At 62.7% G+C, this 17,577-nt stretch carries 12 protein-coding genes; 7 read left to right on the top strand and 5 right to left on the bottom strand.

Features of this window, described 5'->3' with window-relative positions; all coding sequences use genetic code 11:
• The first annotated feature begins 34 nt into the window (after positions 1-34).
• The 3 genes from ACSW29_RS13075 (at position 35) to ACSW29_RS13065 (ending at position 2,903) form a co-directional block, all read left to right on the top strand.
• Positions 35-481 carry a hypothetical protein gene (locus ACSW29_RS13075; protein WP_230817457.1) on the top strand — a complete coding sequence of 149 codons (447 nt, stop codon included), beginning with the start codon at positions 35-37 and terminating at the stop codon, positions 479-481.
• A gap of 107 nt (positions 482-588) precedes the next feature.
• Positions 589-1,764, top strand: a complete 1,176-nt coding sequence (locus tag ACSW29_RS13070; RefSeq protein ID WP_317829004.1) for an acyl-CoA dehydrogenase family protein — start codon at positions 589-591, stop codon at positions 1,762-1,764.
• Positions 1,765-1,772: 8 nt separating this feature from the next.
• Entirely contained in the window at positions 1,773-2,903 is a 1,131-nt protein-coding gene (locus ACSW29_RS13065) for an acyl-CoA dehydrogenase family protein (RefSeq protein WP_317829003.1), read from the top strand.
• A 59-nt stretch (positions 2,904-2,962) separates the two neighbouring features.
• Here the strand turns inward: ACSW29_RS13065 and ACSW29_RS13060 are convergent, their stop codons facing one another.
• Entirely contained in the window at positions 2,963-4,309 is a 1,347-nt protein-coding gene (locus ACSW29_RS13060; RefSeq protein WP_448277451.1) for a DUF5691 domain-containing protein, read from the bottom strand.
• A gap of 103 nt (positions 4,310-4,412) precedes the next feature.
• Between ACSW29_RS13060 and ACSW29_RS13055 the strand changes: the two genes are divergently transcribed.
• Together ACSW29_RS13055 and ACSW29_RS13050 are read left to right on the top strand one after the other, a co-directional pair.
• Positions 4,413-5,624, top strand: a complete 1,212-nt coding sequence (locus ACSW29_RS13055) for a hypothetical protein (RefSeq protein ID WP_448277450.1) — start codon at positions 4,413-4,415, stop codon at positions 5,622-5,624.
• 136 nt (positions 5,625-5,760) lie between these two features.
• On the top strand, positions 5,761-6,531 hold the full coding sequence (locus tag ACSW29_RS13050) for a hypothetical protein (RefSeq protein ID WP_230817469.1): 771 nt from the start codon (positions 5,761-5,763) through the stop codon (positions 6,529-6,531).
• Positions 6,532-6,533: 2 nt separating this feature from the next.
• Here the strand turns inward: ACSW29_RS13050 and ACSW29_RS13045 are convergent, their stop codons facing one another.
• The 3 genes from ACSW29_RS13045 to ACSW29_RS13035 form a co-directional block, all read right to left on the bottom strand.
• Positions 6,534-7,481, bottom strand: a complete 948-nt coding sequence (locus ACSW29_RS13045; RefSeq protein ID WP_448278153.1) for an aldo/keto reductase — start codon at positions 7,479-7,481, stop codon at positions 6,534-6,536.
• 514 nt (positions 7,482-7,995) lie between these two features.
• Positions 7,996-13,479 (bottom strand): ATP-binding protein, encoded by a 5,484-nt coding sequence (locus ACSW29_RS13040; protein WP_448277449.1) that lies wholly within the window; start codon positions 13,477-13,479, stop codon positions 7,996-7,998.
• Positions 13,480-14,007: 528 nt separating this feature from the next.
• The gene (locus ACSW29_RS13035; RefSeq protein ID WP_448277448.1) at positions 14,008-14,778 is read right to left on the bottom strand and encodes a hypothetical protein; all 771 of its coding nucleotides are present in this window, start codon (positions 14,776-14,778) and stop codon (positions 14,008-14,010) included.
• A 215-nt stretch (positions 14,779-14,993) separates the two neighbouring features.
• Between ACSW29_RS13035 and ACSW29_RS13030 the strand changes: the two genes are divergently transcribed.
• Together ACSW29_RS13030 and ACSW29_RS13025 are read left to right on the top strand one after the other, a co-directional pair.
• Entirely contained in the window at positions 14,994-15,725 is a 732-nt protein-coding gene (locus tag ACSW29_RS13030; protein WP_448277447.1) for a GNAT family N-acetyltransferase, read from the top strand.
• Positions 15,726-15,778: 53 nt separating this feature from the next.
• Positions 15,779-16,753 carry a sigma-70 family RNA polymerase sigma factor gene (locus ACSW29_RS13025; RefSeq protein WP_448277446.1) on the top strand — a complete coding sequence of 325 codons (975 nt, stop codon included), beginning with the start codon at positions 15,779-15,781 and terminating at the stop codon, positions 16,751-16,753.
• A 90-nt stretch (positions 16,754-16,843) separates the two neighbouring features.
• Here the strand turns inward: ACSW29_RS13025 and ACSW29_RS13020 are convergent, their stop codons facing one another.
• Complete coding sequence (locus ACSW29_RS13020; RefSeq protein ID WP_448277445.1) at positions 16,844-17,254, bottom strand: VOC family protein; 411 nt, start codon at positions 17,252-17,254, stop codon at positions 16,844-16,846.
• Between the last annotated feature and the right edge of the window lie 323 nt (positions 17,255-17,577).

Here is a 17,577-nt window from a genome sequence, read left to right as displayed (position 1 = left end):
AAGCAGTCGAAAGTGCGCACGGTACCGTTGCCACATGAGCACCCTTCAAGAAGTCGGCGAACGTGAATCCTGGCGCTGCTGGCTGTGTGACGAAACGGTCGATCCGGACATGTCCGTCAACGATCCGCGCGGACCGAGTATCGACAGCATCAACACCGCAAAAAAGGGTGGCAAAACTAAAGGTGGCGTCGAACGCTTGGCACACCGCGCATGCAACACCAAGAAGGGTGCGGTCAAACCTGTTGTGGAATGGCCGGATCGGTTGTTCGTCGTGGATCCCGCTCCGATCATCGGGGTCGTGGAGCAACTCGAGCGAAAGGGTGGCCGCGTCGCCGTCGCTCGCTGCCCCGGCAAGGACGACGCCCAGGAAGCGTCGGACTGGTTGATCGATCGGTTGTCGCGGCTGGCTCCGTCGCTGAACGTCGAAACGAGCATCGACGCTGCGGGCGGGGGTTACTTGTTGGTCCTCAAAACCGTGTAGGGAGTCGGCCCTGAGTGCCGTTTTTTGCGGTACCTGTTCCGCCTCCAGAGTCGTCGGGGTACGGTCAAACCGAACATGAATCCGGTTTCGAGTGCGAAGGAATCCCGATGAACCTGGCATTGACCGACGAGGAACTAGCGTTCCGCGACGAGATGCGGACGTTCTTCCGTACGCAAATCCCCGCGGACATCAGGGAGGCGTACGCCCACGGTGAGGAGTTGGGGCGCGACCGTATGGTCGAGGCGCAGCAGATCCTCAACGCTCACGGTCTGGCGGTACCGCACTGGCCGGTCGAGTGGGGAGGCAAGGACTGGACTCCGGTCCAGCACAACATCTGGCTCGACGAACTTCAGCTCGCGTCGGTCCCCGAACCGTTGGCGTTCAATGCCAACATGGTCGGTCCGGTCATCGCAGCCTTCGGCTCGCAGGAGCAGAAGGAGAAGTTCCTTCCGGCGACTGCGAACCTCGACATCTGGTGGTGCCAGGGATTCTCCGAACCCGAGGCCGGCTCCGACCTCGCTTCGCTCAAGACTCGTGCGGTCCGCGACGGAGACGACTGGGTCATCAACGGCCAGAAGACGTGGACGACGCTGGGACAGTACGCTGACTGGATCTTCTGCCTCGTGCGTACCAACCCCGATGCGCCCAAGCGTCAGGCGGGCATCTCGTTCATCCTCGTCGACCTGAAGACGCCTGGCGTCACGGTCCGCCCGATCAAGCTGATCGACGGCGGCTACGAGGTCAACGAAGTGTTCTTCGAGGACGTCCGCGTCCCGGGAGAGAACCTGGTCGGTGAAGAGAACCAGGGCTGGGGTTACGCCAAATTCCTGCTCGGCAACGAGCGCACGGGTGTCACGCGCGTCGGTTTTTCGAAGGTTCGTCTCGCGCAGGCCAAGGCTCGCGCTGCCGAGGTCAAGGTCGGCAACGGAACACTGCTCGAAGATCCGCTCTTCGCTGCCCGACTCGCCGAACTCGAAAATGAATTGCTTGCCCTCGAGCTCACTCAGCTCCGGGTGGTCGCCAGTTCTGCTGACGGACAGCCGAATCCGGCGTCGTCGCTGCTGAAGCTTCGCGGTTCCGAATTGCAGCAGGCGAGTGTCGAACTGCTGATGGACGTGGCCGGCCCCGATTCACTGCCGTACGACGCGGGTAGCGACATCGCCTCCGCGAGCTGGGCGCAGCTCACTGCCCCGACGTACTTGAACTACCGCAAGGTATCCATCTACAGCGGATCGAGCGAAGTGCAGCGCAGCATCATCGCTTCCTCGATCCTCGGATTGTGAGGCGTGGCATGGACTTCGAACTCAACGACGAGCAGAAACTTCTCCGCGACACCACCAAGGATCTCCTCGCGCGCAGCTACGACGCCGAGAAGCGCAATGCGATCATCGACTCCGATCCCGGATGGAGCCCGCAGGTCTGGAAGCAGCTGGCCGAGGTCGGCTTGCTTGGCCTGACGTTCTCCGAGGACGACGGCGGCATGGACGCGGGTCCGGTGGAAACCGGCGCGGTCATGACCGAGATCGGTCGACGCTTGGCCCCTGAGCCGGTACTCGACGCGGTCGTGACGCCGGGCGGACTCATCTCCGAAGGCGGCAGCCAAGAGCAGCGGTCGTCGATTCTTCCCGGTGTTGCCGAAGGCGTCACGTTCCTGGCGTTCGCCGATCAAGAACCCGGAATCCGTTGGCCGGCAACCGAACGTGCTACGACCGCGGCGCAGGTCGACGGCGGCTGGACCGTGACCGGGATCAAGAATCCCGTCGGGCACGGCGCGACGGCGGACATCCTCGTCGTGAGCGCTGCGCTCCCCAGCGGTGGCGTCGGACTGTTCCTCGTCAAGAGCGATGCCTCCGGTTTGGTGCGCAAGTCTTACGCCACTCACGACGGTTTGCGCGGTGCGCAGATCGAGTTCACCGACACTCCGGCCGAAGCGCTCGGTGAGGGCGGCGACGCTTCCGCTCTGATTCAAGCCGCGCAGATCCGTGAGCAGGCTGCTCTGTGTGCCGAGGCTGTCGGAGCGATGGAAGAGGCGCTGCGACTGACCACCGAATACCTCAAGACGCGTAAGCAATTCGGTGTTCCGCTCGCGAAGTTCCAGACGCTGACGCACCGCGCTGCCGACCTGTACGTCTCGCTCGAGTTGGCGCGCAGTATGAGTCTCTACGCGACGATGTCCCTTGCCGACGGCGTCGTCGATCCCGTGATCGCTTCGCGGGTGAAGTTGCAGATCGGGCGTTCGGCTCGGCTCATCGGTCAGGAAGCAATTCAGATGCACGGTGGCATCGGTATGACCGCCGAATACCCGGTGGGTCATTACGTGAGCCGACTCGTTGCGATCGAGCACACGCTCGGTAGCACCGAAGACCACCTGCGGGTGTTGGCTGCCGGTGTGGCTGATCACGAGATGGTCAGCGTGGTCTGACCTTTCACGACTCAGGTAGGGGGTCGCACTCCGTTAGCGGGGCGCGGCCCCTTCGCCGTTCAGTGGTGGTTGCGCAATACATCCAAGCGGAGACGGCGCTGCTCGATATTGACGGCGCTGTCGGTGAACGCTTGTTTCCATCCGACGTCACCCGTCCGGGACGCCGCGTCTTGCAGAAGCGGAATCGCGTCGAAAGGGAAGCGCGCCTGCACACTTCGTAGGGTGGAGAAGTGACTGTGACGCGAGTGGATGCCCAAGTCCTCGCCCGTCGCAGCATGCTCCATCGCTTCGTTTTCCAAGGCATTCAACAATTTTTCGGCGACGGGCAGTGGCCACGGGCGGTCGATGCCGTCGAGTAGCGCGCTGCCGTCGACTCCCAGAAGGTACTCGTCCGCGTGTCCGGCGACGATGTACTCGACGCGCTCGCGCGGGTCCGCGATGGCGACGATTCTCCGGTCCGTCGTGCGCCCGTCCCGCTCCAGAAATGCCGACGCCCACGCGGTGTTCTTCTGGAGGACGGTTGCCGCAGTCCATGATTCGATCATCACGTCGCGCCACTGCTTCTCTACGGGGATGGTGAGGGCGCCGCGTGCCGACCCGGCCATCGATTCCCACAGTGCCAGCGGAGTGGCGGTCACAACTTGACGCAACCACCAGCGCCGGATGCCTTTGTTCTTGTAGTGGACGTCTTCGATGCCGTCTCGGAATGCGAGGTCGTCGAGCGAACCCGGCAATCGGACGGCCAGGCGGGGTCGCAACGGCTTCGTCTCGAGCCGCACCCACGACTGAGCGCGAGTGACCATGCGAGAGGCAAACGGAGATCGGGGGAGTTGCCGCAGGAGTTGAATTGCGCGCTCACGGACCCGCACGGCTGAATCGTCCAGTGCGCGCTCGAGGAGTGCGTAGTCGTGTTCACCCAGCCCGACGTCGAGATGGTCGAGGAAATGGAGGCGAGTTGCCGTCGGCGCCTCGCTCCAGGCGATTTCGAGCTCTTCACTCGCCAGTTCCGGGTCGACCGTACGTATGTAATCGAACCATGCCGTACGGTCGTCCGGATCGGGCGAAAGCCACAGCTCGTCCCGGCGTGATCCGATTCGTCGTAGCTGGGCCCAATCCGGGTTCTGCTCCGCCAGATACTGCCCGCGTCGACCGGCGAGGCGTAGTAGCGCCTCGCGGTGCTCGGGATACTTCAGCGCGGCTTCCATGAAGAGCGGAACGCTGGCAGCGGGCGCGAGGAATCCGCGTTGGTCGGCCATCGCGAACCATTCCGCGAGAGTCCAGGAACGAACTTGCAACAGGGACTGAAGTTGTTCGATCGCGAGGTCGGGAAGCAGCGGTTGAACTGCTGGAGGAGTCCTCGATGCGCGCGAGTGACCTGCGTGCGCGTCTGATCGCAGGGAGGTCACCCGCCTACGGTATGGCAGGGGTGCGTCGGGCTCAGGGGCAGGGTCGGGCGCGTGTCGGCAGATTCTGGAACAGTGGTAACCGGCGACCAGCAGGAGGCGTGAGATGACAGACGGAACTGACGACGTCTTTGTCGTGGCGTCGGTGACCGAACGGCGAACGCTCATCTCCACTCGAGTCAGGGAGTGGTGTGCGGCGGGGACCGTCGAGTCGAACCGGCCGGAGTTGTCCGATGATGTCGCACTGCTGATTGCCGGTGGCTATGCGGACGAGTCGACGCGATCGATCCTGGCGAACCGGCGCAGTGTCGGGCGCTCGTTCCCGGAGATCGGCGGCTTCTCGGAGTTGCGCTACCTCACCGACGAACTGGCCCGCACCAGACGCAGACTGTTCTCGACTCGCATCGGTCCTGTTCAGGTAGTCCTCGAACGGCGGGTGCAGACGCTCGACAAGCGCGTTCAGTCGATGCGTTCGGCGATAGTGCATTCCAATCGTCACTTCGCGAGCAGTGTCCGTGCCATTCGCAAGGACCGCCGCGACGGCCTTCATCTCGACGTCGAGCAACGTGAGGCACTTTTTGCCGGGCTCACCCGCACCCCGGTTCCAGCCAAGCTGCCGGTGGGGTTGGGCGTCGTGGCAAGTGGCGGAAACGCTGCGCTCGACAAACTCGCCGCCCAGCTGGGCCGGGTCCAGAGAACCGGCGTCATCGCCGACGCGAGTAGGCGGATCGCGGAGGTCCTCGACGGACTGGTCGATTCCGAACCCGAAGGACGTGCAGGCGAGTACGACGCTCTTCTTTACCTCGCCGGAAATCTGTTCGACCGGATCGAAAGCTCCAGCGCTTGGCATTCCGACCACTTTGTCATCCAACGCAATCAACTCGACCTGGCCGACGAGATCACCCAGATCGCGGTCGATACCGTAGCGCTGCGTTCGATTCTCGCGGAGTTGGACGACGCGGCTGCGTTGGCACGCGACGAGGGAACCCGAGCCGGGATCGCTTCGCGCAAGGAAGCGCTCGGCGCGGTCTGGGACCAGTTGGTCGAACGCGTCGCGGCGCTCGCGCGGATCGGTGACCTGGTCGCACGGGCCGAGGATCAGTTGAGTTCGCAGCGCGCGGTTGCGCATGCAGCGAGCCTCGACAGCCGGATCGACGACCTCCTTGCGCGCTCCGGTTCACGTGAACTTTCGGCCGCAAACACGCACTACGTCGGGGATCAATTCGACGGTGTGGAAGAGCTGATGTTCGCTCACCGCGCGGCTCTTTACGGGGACATTGCACTGCTGACCTCTGGGAACGACCGTCGGGCGCCGTAGTCAGGCCGACGTCGGAGCTGTAAGGTCGGAGGTACTGACCGGCCGCACGAACGAAGAACTGGCCGAGAATTCGCTCCTTGCTCAACCCCGTGCCGATCCGGTGATGCGGGCGTATCCGCTTCAAGACAGGTCGATCATGGAAGACACCGCAAGCCGCGGCATCAATGCGTTCATTTCCGAAGCTACGCAGCGTGGGGGCAAGGCTGTCCGCCTCACGCACTCACGTCGTAACCCCGTCGAGGTGACGGGCGCAGACGGCATCAGCCGAATCGTCCGAGTACGTTCCAAACTCGACGGTGACTGGCAGGCCAGGCGTCAGGACGAGTCGCTCGAGAGTGACGACACGCGCTCGCAGTTCTGGGTCTTCGTCGACCTGGCAGCAGATCCGCACGAGTTCTTCATGCTGCCCTCCAACGAGGTCGCGGACGACATCCGCGCCGAGGTCGACCTCTGGATCATGGACAGCCCCGGACGCAATCGCACAGGTCATCACGCGATCCCGCGCGGACGCGTCGTGCACGGTCACGATCGGTGGGATGCTCTGGGCCTCGCTGCCGTAAAGGATCCGAGCATTCACGTCGAGACACCGGTCGCAGCCAAGCGCAAGGCTTCGCCGGTCGCGGCGAAGAAGCGCCGCGCCAGCGGTGTCGAGGAGATCGAAGTTGTCGACAATCGCCTCGAGATGACGGCTGATTGCCACGGATACCGCTGGGTCGGACGCTTCGACGAAACCACCGAGATGGTCGAGATCATGCGCGGACCGATGGAAGGCCGCCGATTCCCCGATCCGACCGCCGCCGCAAATGCCGTCACCGGTCACATATCAGGCGACACCGAGAGTCATGACGGCTGGTCGTTCTGGACGATCAACAACACGGCCCTCGGCGCTCATCTCAAAACTGCCTGATTTCAGGCGCCGACTGCCGCCGACACCCGTTCGAGAGTGTCCAGTTCATTCGACGACAGCACCAGATTCGGGGCGTCCAGTAGCGCCGGGAGCTGCTCCGGCCGGCTGACGCTCGCGATCGGTGCGGTGATGCCCGGTCGAGTCAGCAGCCAGGCCAGCGCGACGGTCGAGATCTCGCTGTCGTGTGCCTGCGCGATTGTCGCCAGTTCCGCGACGACGTCGAGTCCGGCGTCGCTGAAATATCCGGCGGTCAGCCGTTCGCGGGAGCTGCCTTCGATGTCCGCGCGGGTCTTGTACTTTCCGGTCAGGAAGCCGGACGCGAGAGCGAAGTACGGGAAGACGCTGATGTTGTTGTCGGTGGCGATCTGCGCTAGTTCGGGTTCGTACGACTTACGGTGCACCAGGTTGTAATGCGGTTGCAGCGCGATCGGCGCGGCGTACCCGTTCTCTTCGGTGATCCGCAACCACTCCCGGATGCGGTCGGGGCTGTAGTTGGAGATTCCGAGGTAGCGAACTTTGCCCGCGACGACCAACGAATTGAAGGCTTCGAGCGTTTGTTCGAGCGGAGTCTGCGGGTCGTCGAAATGCGCGTAGTACAGATCGATGCAGTCCGTCTGCAGACGGCGCAGCGACGCCTCTGCTGCGGCTGCGATGTTGTCTGCCTTCAGCCCTTTGAAATCGGGATGGCTACCCACCTTGGTGGAGACGACGATGTCGTTCTGTAGTCCGCGATCGGTGATCCATTTCCCGATGATCGTTTCGGATTCCCCACCGGAATTTCCGGGAGCCGACGCCGTGTACGAGTCGGAGGTGTCGATGAAGTTTGCACCGGCTTCGGCGAACGAGTCGAGGATCTCGAAGGATGTCTGCTCGTCTGCGGTCCAACCGAAAGGGTTGCTGCCCAAGCTAAGTCGGAAGATGTCGAGGTCCGAATTTCCGATGATCGCCACTGTGTGGAACTCCCGTCGATGAAGGTGGTCGCTGCATCCCGCACCGTACCCTCTCATAGCACTGACGATGGCGCGCCCTCGCCAGGTTCGCCGAAAAATGTATCGGATCGTGATTGCCGCCGTCGGTGTTGGGTTGGGTCCGAATGCTGAATTCTTCGATGGACTGCTGTTAGGGGATCGGCGGCGTCGACCGACAGCGATCCGGCGACGCCAACACCATGCTCCTCGACGGCCGTGTCGGTGGATTGACTGTTTGCCTACTTTGCGGTGATGGGACTGATGGTGGCCTTCGAAATCGAGGGGCCAGCGGCGGTGACCATCTCTGCGGGGCATCTGATCGACCATCTCTGCGGGGCATCTGATCGCAATGGGGCGGCACAATCACGTCCTCGAAGAGATCGGGGAGGCCCTCGAAGGTGTCTGAGCGAAGTGCGGTCTGGAGACGATTCGGCGGTCCGAATACACATCGAGCGGCCCCCGCATTTCGCGGGGGCCGCTCGACGTGTGGAGAAACTTACTGCGCGAGTGCGCGCTTCATGCCGCGTTCGACTGCTGCGATGATCTGCGGACGCAGTTCTGCGGCAGGGACGATCTCATCCACCGAGCCGACCTCTCGGGCCCGCTGGATATTGTGGATCGCTTCGAATTCGGATGCCACTTCGCCGAGCTTGTCGGAGCGGACGGCGATGCGCTGAGCGTTCAGTTCGACGCGCAGATGTGCTCTCTCCGTGTCGTCCTTGGCTGCTGCCAAGTCTGCTTCAAGTTGCTGCACCTTCGGATCGTTGTTGGTGCGGGTGTTCACCTCACGGGTGAAGACCACTGCGGCGGCCGGGGCGCCACCGAGCACCGAGGCGAACGAACCTTCGACAGCAAGAACTTCCATGTTGTCGTTGAGCGCGCCGGAGAACACGACGAACGCGCCGCCGTGGTAGCGGGAAACGACGCAGAACACGATCGGTCCGTCGAAGTTGACGATGGCGCGGCCAATTTCGGCGCCGTACTCCAGCTGGATGTTGCGCAGCGACTCCGGCGAACCGTCGAAGCCGGACAGGTTGGCCAGCACCACGATCGGACGGTTGCCGCTTGCGGCGTTGATCGCGCGGGCCGTCTTCTTCGACGAGTTCGGGAACAGCGTTCCCGATGTCCAGGTGTCGGGTCCGTCGGCGGGGAAACGACCCTTACGCGGGATCGCGCGGGATTCGATGCCCACCACCGTGACCGGATGTCCGGCGAGGTGCGCGTCCAGAACGACCGAGGTGTCGGCGCCGGCCATGTCGGCCCAACGCTCGAGTACCGAGTGGTCCTGGTCGACCACCGAACGCATCACGGTGCGAATGTCGAAGGGCTTCTTGCGATCCGGGTTCTTCGCCGAGGAGAAGATGTCGCCGACCGTCTCGAAGTCGCTTGACGGGTGGGTGTGCGGGAAGCTACGCACGTCGCGATCGACGGGGTCCGTGGTCGCCGCGCGCCTCGGGAACCGTTCGCCGGGAGCGAGGTACGAGTGTGCGTAGTGGCGGAACAGGATCTCGCACGCCGCGGTGAGGTCGGGGGCCCAGTACTGAGCCTGGCCGTTGGGGCCCATGACGCGGTCGTAACCACCGATACCGAAGTTGTCTTCGGCCGACACACCGCCGGAGTAGTCGAGAGACTGCTTGCCGGTCAGCACCATTGCGCTGTCCGGGGTCATCACCAGAATGCCCTTGGTGTGCATCAACATGGTGGCTTCGGCGTTCCAGTAGGGCTGAGCGCCGACGTTGATTCCCGTGACGACGATGTTGATCTCGCCGCCGTTCTGGGTGAAGGTGATGATCCGGCGCAGGCCACGCGAGACCCAGTCCATGTTCTCGGTGCCGCTCTCCATCGAGATGGTGGCACCGGAAGACAGTGCGAACCACTCGACCGGAGCGTTCAACTTCTCGGCCAGGTCGATGGCAGCGACCACGCGTGAGCACTCGGCCTCGGCGACGGTACCGAGCGCCTTGGTGGGGTCACCGAAGAGCGCGACACGGGTCATCCCCTCGGGATAACGCGGCGTCGGAGTGTTCACGAGACCGACGACGATGCCGGCCTTGTTGAGTCCGTACGGACGCTCGACGGGGGACAGGACGCCCGCTTCGTCGAAGTCGTGCTCGACGAAGGTGCCCTTGGTGCCGGTCAGGAGCGGAATCAGCTCGTACGGGTACACCGTGCCACGTGCCCGCGAACTCTGAACCTTCTGCGCATAGGCGTCGAGGGGGAGCAGCGGTTCGGTGGGGGGAGTGGTCTTGTTGATGACCACACCGGCACCCGCGCGGTAGGAGAAGCGCAGCGCAACTTCCTTGGGTGCGCCACCCTTTCGGTCCTTCAGGCGGGTGATGAGCGTGATCTCTTCGATTCCGGCACCGACGGTCAGTCGGGCTGCGTTCTGGGCGATCACCGAGAAGCGTTCGCTGGGAACGTCGGCGACCGGCCACACGTAGAGCACGACGCGGTTGGCTGCGAGTCGACGCTTGTCCCCGCGCTGGGACTGCGCACGGCGGATGCCGTCGAGGCAGGCGGCAAGAGTGCGCTCGATGGCCGGCAGAGCAACCATCTGACCTTCGTCGTCGAGTTGCGGTGTCACGTCGCGGATTTCGGCCAGAGCGATCAGACGCTCGTCCTTCGGGTTCTCCTTGGCGGAGAGGTGGAACAGGTAGGTGTTCTCCGGAGCAGGGAGGCGCTTTCCGTTGAAGTTCTTCAGGCGCCACATGTCCAGACGCTGACCCGTGAGCGGGTGCATGTCGCGAATGATGTGGTCCTCGACCAGTTCACCGTCGACCGGACGGAAGGTGACCCATCGGACCGGATCCCCGTTGGGGTTGCAGATGATCACCGTAGCGCGCCGTGAACGGGTGATCGTCTCGTTGCGCGAGAGTTCGGTACGCAGTGTCTCGACGAGCGTGTCGCCGTCAGCGGGCTGATTCGGCCAGTCGAGGTAGATGTCGACCACCAGGCCGCGACCCGACGGAGCATCCTGCGCGATCGTGGCGACATCGTCGAGAGCGGTTCCGAGAGCGTCGAATTCGGCCACCGTCGATACCAGGTGCAGACCGTCGCCCTTCAGATCGAAGTTACCGGTCACGAAACGGCGATCGACGTGCTCGAAAACGCGTACGTCCTCGAAGGAGTGAATCTTGTAGTAGCGACGTGTGATGACCTCGAGCAGCGGCCCGCCATCGCGGTTGCCAAGGCCGATCTTTCGACCCAGCAGGTCCAGGAGCGGTTCGGGGGTGGCGACGAGGTTGGCGATCCGCTCGTCGAAATCAGCAGCGTCCGGCTGCTCTTCGAGGTAGGCGAGGTTGCCGCGTACCCCGTCGTAGACGTCTTCGCGAACCTTACGGATTCGTGGCTCGTCGAAGAACCGGAAGCGAAGGTTGCGGGCGACGTCGCCGATGACGGGGTAGCGGACCTGCGTCGCGACGATGAGTCGATCGAGAACCTCGTTCAGCTCCTGAGCCGAGCAACCGGGAGCCTTGTCACCGACCAGCCAGCCTTCGAGAAGTGCTGCAATGACCGGGATCTGGGCTTCCATGCGTTGTAGAGCCAGGAAGAGTCGGTAGACCGCTTCCTCGACTGCCTGGCGATCTTCCAGATCGGTGACGTCGTAGTGGCGAAGTGCGCGTTCGAGTCTCGTGCGGAACGACGCGGGCAAACCTTCACGCTCGGCGTCGAGCGAGTGCAGGAAGGTGTGGAAGTGCTCGCGGGGGCTGTGGACGGATTCGTCCTTCGCCGACTCACCCGAGGTGGGCTTGTTGCGCGAGAGCTCGCAGATGTCGGCGAAGGTGGTCAGCACGGCCAGTTCGGCCTGCACCAGTACGCGGTCCTCGGATTCGAGTGTACTGCGAAGTGCGTCGTACTCGGCCAGAACAGCGTTGGCGTGCTTGCCGCTGACGTCGTAACCACTGAGCATCGCGGTCAGCGCTTCGAGCTGTGCCAGTGCGTCGTCGCGGGCGTCGGTACCGGAAGTCGCAGCAGGAAGATCGAATTCGACTCGCGGAGCCTTTTCCGTGACAGCTTCCTCGCCGACCTGGTCGACACGCAGGAGCGGCGCGCCGGCATCTACCTGCGAGTTGACGGTAGCGAGAACTTCTCGCACCTTGCCCGCGTAGGGAGCGCGGACTGCGGTCTCCATCTTCATGGATTCGAGCACGACCAGAGTGGAGCCGGCTTCGACGTCGTCGCCGACCGTGACCGGTACGGCCACCACGACGGCAGGAGCTGGCGCGCGGACCACTCCGGCGTCGTCCTGGCTGATCTGGTGGCTGATGCCGTCGACCTCGACGAGATAACGAGCCGGGCTCACGACGGAAACGACGTGGAAGCGGCGATCACCGATCACCAGACGTGACTCGAAGTCACCGAGACGATCGACGTCGACCTCGATGTCGCCTGCGTCTCCGTCGACGCGGTAGCGGTGCGGGCCGATGCGCCCGACTGTCAGTTTGTATGCCTGACCTTGGTAGTTGAGCTCGACGGTACGTCCGATCGCGTGATTGGCGCGGGGGCGACCGCCACGTGCCGAGGCGAGGAAGGCCGCACGCTCGAGGGACTCTTCGGCGTCGTAGGCATCGATGGCGGTGGCGATCAGTGCGACGTCGGCGCGGCGTGTGGCGCCGGTGAGGGCGCCCGTGCGGTCGAGCCAGCCGGTATCCGCGGATGCCGAGATGACCTCGTCGCGATCCAGGAGATCGAGAAGGAAAGACTTGGTGGTGGTGCCGCCGTCGAGTACGACGGTGGTTTCACGGAGGGCGGTGCGCAGACGCGCGAGTGCCTCTGAGCGGTTGCGGCCCCACGCGATGACCTTCGCGACCATCGAGTCGTAGTCAGGCGGAATGACGTCGCCGGCCGCGATGCCGGTGTCGACGCGGATGCCCGAGCCGAGGGGGAACTTCAGCAGCTGAACGGTGCCGGGCGCGGGAGCGAAATCGTTGTCGGCGTCTTCGGCGTTGAGGCGAGCCTCGACGGCATGACCGAACGCGGGCGGGCAGTCGCCGACCAACTCTTCACCGCTGGCCACGAGAATCTGCAGTTTGACGAGGTCGATGCCTGTCGTGACCTCGGTGATCGGATGCTCGACCTGAAGGCGCGTGTTGACCTCGAGGAAGGTGAAGAGCTTGTTCTCGGGCTGGTAGAGGTATTCGACCGTGCCGGCGCCGTGGTATCCGGCTGCCTTGACGAGTTCGGCCGAGACCTCCTTGAGATGGTCCGACTGTTCTTCGGTGAGGACGGGGGAAGCGGATTCTTCGATGACCTTCTGGTTGCGACGCTGAATCGAGCAGTCACGAACGCCCGGAGCCCAGACGTTGCCGTGGTTGTCGGCGATGATCTGTACCTCGACGTGGCGCGCATCGGTGACAAGGCGTTCGAGGAAGACGACGGGGTCGCCGAACGAGCGCTCGGCCTCACCCTGAGTGCGCTCGAGCGCAACTTCGAGTTCGTCCTCGGCCCACACCTTGCGGATGCCGCGTCCACCGCCGCCGCTGCGAGCCTTGATGATCAGTGGGTAACCGATTGCCTGTGCGTGACGGCGTGCGTCGGCGCGGGTCTCGACCGGCCCGCCGCTCCACGGTGCGACTGGTACGCCGACCTTTTCGGCGAGGATCTTGGCGGCAACCTTGTCGCCGAGTAGACGCATCGCGTCGGCACTCGGACCGATGAACGTGATGCCCAGTTTCGCGACGATCTCGGCGAACGTGGGGTCCTCGGCCACGAAGCCCCAGCCGACCCAGACGGCGTCGGCCTTGGCTGCGAGAAGTGCTCGCTCGAGTTCGGCGTAGTCGAGATACGGACTGCCGGCGCCGGTGCTGCGCAGCGTCACGCCCTCGTCGGCCTGGCGGACGAACATGGCGCGCCGCTCGGCCTCTGTGTGCAGTGCAATGACGCGAATGCCGTGGTCGTGTTCGGCGTTCAGTTCGCGTACAGCCCTGATCAGGCGGACCGCGGCCTCACCTCGATTGACCACTGCGATTCGTTTGAACATTGTCACTGCCACCGTCCCTTGATGAGATTCTTCGTCACGTACGTTGCGATATGAGCCGACCGTGTCCCACATACCCGGATTGTCCGGTTCGTGAACTACGCCGCGATGCGCTGTGTTTCCCCCGGTTGCGCGTCGGCAGGTGATTGCCCTTCCGGTTCGTCGAGTCCCTTGCGCCGAAGCACCGTGTGCGCTGCTGCACCACGTGTGCCTTGTGTGCCACCCTGCAGGCGTGGACTCAGAACCGCTCCAATCACGAATCAGCAACATATTGTGTCTGCTTCCAGGGAATCCCTGGTTTATCTAAGAATGCAGTATGTCGACGCTCATGTCACCTGGGCGAATTGAAGAATATTAGTCAACGTGAACCACGGTTACACCTATAGCCTTAAGTCATTGTGGTGCAATAAGATTCGGCTCTGTGACACGGATCACGATGGTAATGAAATTGGCAAGAAAGTGAATACTCACTGGTAACAAAATCGCGTATTCGGAGAATTCTCCCGATTGCTCGATTATTACTGATCGGTACTACTGGCGAGTATTTTTTACGTCCAGTCGGACCGTATTCGAGAAATCGCCTTCGATGGTTGCGATGTGCTGTGCGATCGCGTCGAGTCCTCCGGAAGGGAGCTGCGATGCGTTGCCGAGAGCAAGTGAAGTCCGCTTGAAGTGCTCCACAAGCGGTTCGTACTTCGTGACCAGTCTCAGTCTGTCGATCTCGTTCAGGTACTTCACGCTTCCCGCGTTGTCGACGAAGTCGCTGAACTTCACGAGGAACACTGCGGGATCCGCGATCGCGCGGATGACGTGATCCTGGTAGCCGGTGGTGTTGTCGTGCGGGTAGTCGATTGGATTAGTCACTGCCTCAACAAGTTCGGCGATTTTGTGGGTGAAGTGCGAGGCGATAAGTGCTGACGCACGTTCTTGCGCTTCGGATGCGGACATGTCGTCCGCAGTCTGGCCACCGAGGAGTGCGATGACGGCGTGTGGTCGGTCCTCGACCGTGTCGTGAAGCGCGGTTGCGCTCAGGATCTCGACGTCGGAGCACCCGTACCGAAGCAGCCGCAACACATTCCGAAGGGGATGAACGATGTAGGGATCCTCGTTTGACTTGATTCCGTTTTTTCTGAACTGATCGAGGTGCGCGAGGGTCGCGACCTCCATGGCGAGCCGCAAGGTTTCGCCCGGGAGTGCCATCTCGTCGACGGCGCTCTCGATGGCGAAGACCAGCGTCGCAGCGTCCATCTCCTTCAGTGGCAGCTGGTGGAATGCGGATCTGATCGGGTCGGGGTTGCTCATGACAAACAGCCTTCCGGTTGGTCAGGTGTCGCGACGAAAGTCTTGGTGAGAATCTGCGCTCGAACCCTGGTTGTCGCCGGGAGTGCGGCTGAAATCAGAATCATCTTGATTCTATCCGGAGACTACGACAGCAAGTGTTCATAGCGTTGTGATCGAGGTGGACGGGGAGTTTCGTTCGCTTCCATCACTGGCAGACTTGGGTAGGAAGAGGTTCGATGACCACGGAGGCTACCCTGGCGTCGTTTGTCGAGACGGTTGACACGGATGTCGACACCCATCCACTGGACGACCCTGTGCGACAAGGACTTCGCGGACATCATGCGCAATTCGCTCGCTGGGCAGGGAGAGTTGCGCGATACGACCCGACTGTCGCGCCGTTTGTCGGTCATCCGCCCGAGTTGGACGCCGAAGACTGGGAGAACCTACTCGCACTCGTAGGGCCAGGCGGCACAGTAGGTTTACGAGGATTTGATCATCGCCCGCCGGAAGGATGGCGCGTTGTGGATCAGTTCGGCTCGGTGCAGATGGACGGGTCCGCACTCGAAGTCTCCGTTGATCCGTCGGTCGAACTTCTCGGAACGGGCGACGTTCCCGAAATTCTGGCATTGATCGAGCGCACCAAGCCCGGACCGTTTCTTCCTCGTACCGTCGAGATGGGCAGCTATTGCGGCATTCGCGTCGACGGAAGACTTGTTGCCATGGCGGGGGAGCGGTTGCACCCTCCGGGATGGACGGAAATCAGTGCGGTGTGCACTGACAGCGACTTTCGGGGTCGAGGCCTGGGTACGACGCTGATCCGTGCCGTAGCTGCCGGGATTCGCGAGCGCGGCGAGCTGCCGTTTCTCCATGCAGTGCAATCGAATACGAATGCGATCAGACTCTACGAAGCACTGGGATTCGTGCTCCGGAAGAAATCCCGGTTGACCGCGGTGCAGGCGCCCGCCTGATCCAATTCTCGCCGGCGCCTGTGTTTCGGGCGCTCGGCCACTAGTCTGAACAAATGACAGTCGATCAGGCGTTGGACAGTGATTTCCTCACTCTTGCCGATCCGTACCGCCGCGAGTTGCTGGCGCACTGCTATCGCATGATGGGGTCGATCCACGACGCCGAAGACCAAGTCCAGGAGACGTTCATCCGGGCTTGGCGCGGGTTCGACGGTTACAAAGGCCAGTCATCGCTCAGGACCTGGCTCTACCGCATCGCGACGAATACCTGCCTGACCGCGCTGGAGGGGCGATCGAGGCGTCCACTCCCGACCGGCCTCGGCGCACCTAGTTCGGACCCGGCCGACGATTTGATCGAACGCAACGAGATTGCCTGGTTGGAACCGATCGCGGATTCCGCGTTGGGCGACGTCAATGACCCGGCTGTCATGGTCGTCAATCGCGATTCGGTCAGGCTCGCGCTTGTTGCCGCTTTGCAGCACTTGTCCGCGCGCCAACGTGCGGTTCTAGTCCTGCGTGACGTTCTGCAGTGGAAGGCGTCGGAAGTTGCGGAGGCCCTGGACACCACAACCATTGCGGTCAACAGCCTGCTGCAGCGGGCTCGCGCGCAGATCAATCACATCGGGCCCACTGAGGACGATCTCGTGGAACCGAGTACCGAGGCTGCCCGGAAGTTGCTTCGCGACTACGTGCACAGCTTCGAGAGCTACGACGTCGAGGCCATCGTGGAGCTGTTCACGCGCGAAGCCATCTGGGAGATGCCGCCGTTCGAGGGTTGGTACCAAGGCCCCGAGGCAATCGGGCAGCTCATCGGAACCAAATGCCCGGCCGACGGACCAGGCGCGATGCGGCTACTACCGACCGCCGCCAATGGCCAGCCGGCGTTCGGCCTCTATATGCGCGAGCCCGATGGGGTTCACCGTGCTTTCCAGTTGCACGTTCTCGATGTCACCGAGTCCGGGATCTCGCACGTGACGTGTTTCTTCGATCTGAGTCTGTTCGCACGGTTCGGACTGCCTGCAGAGTTGTAGGGGCAAGGAGTTGCGCGAGCCCTCCCGTGTGGAGGACCCGCGCGGCTACTCGTTACTGCTGTTGTTATGCGCTACTGCTGTTGCTTTGCGCTACTGCTGGGGAACAGTCGCAGCCGGGTCCATCCACATGACCTCCCAGACGTGATTGTCGAGGTCGCGGAATGCGCGTCCGTACATGAAGCCGTGATCCTGGGGCTCCATCCACTTGCTACCGCCGGCAGCAATCGCTGCGTCGACGAAGGCGTCGACTTCTTCCCTGCTGTCGGCCGACACACACATCAGTGCCTCGCGAGCTTTCGACGTGTCACAGATGTCGTCGGAGATGAAGTCCCCGAAACGGGGTTCGTTCAGGAACATGACCGTGGCGGAATCGCTGACGATCATCGAGACGGTGTTCTCGTCACTGAACATGTCGTTGAACTCGAAGCCGAGGCCGCTGAAGAATTCCCGCGTGGCAGCGACGTCCTTGACGGGCATGTTGACGAAGAGAAGACGAGACATGGAGTGCTCCTTGAAGTCGGTTGACTGATTACTGATCGCTTCGGTTCCTGTTGGTTCCTGCTCATACAGACCGCAGCGGCGACAGAAAATCATCGCGGTAGAAGAAAATTCGAGGAAATTCTCGGTTGTTAACCCGCAGCAGTGCTCTGACCTGGCGATTTGGTGTTGTGTTGATCTTCGCGTAACTTTGTCCAGGTCAGAGCGACACGGACACCGACTCCCACCTGCGAGGGTGAGTGACACGAGGTTGTACGAAGTGCCTGGCGAACACAATCCAGTTTTTCTTCACGGGGTTCCGGTTTGCGCCGGTGACCTGGTTGGGG

The organism is Rhodococcus sp. GB-02, from assembly GCF_053470465.1.
This window is presented reverse-complemented; position numbering and strand designations above follow the sequence as displayed.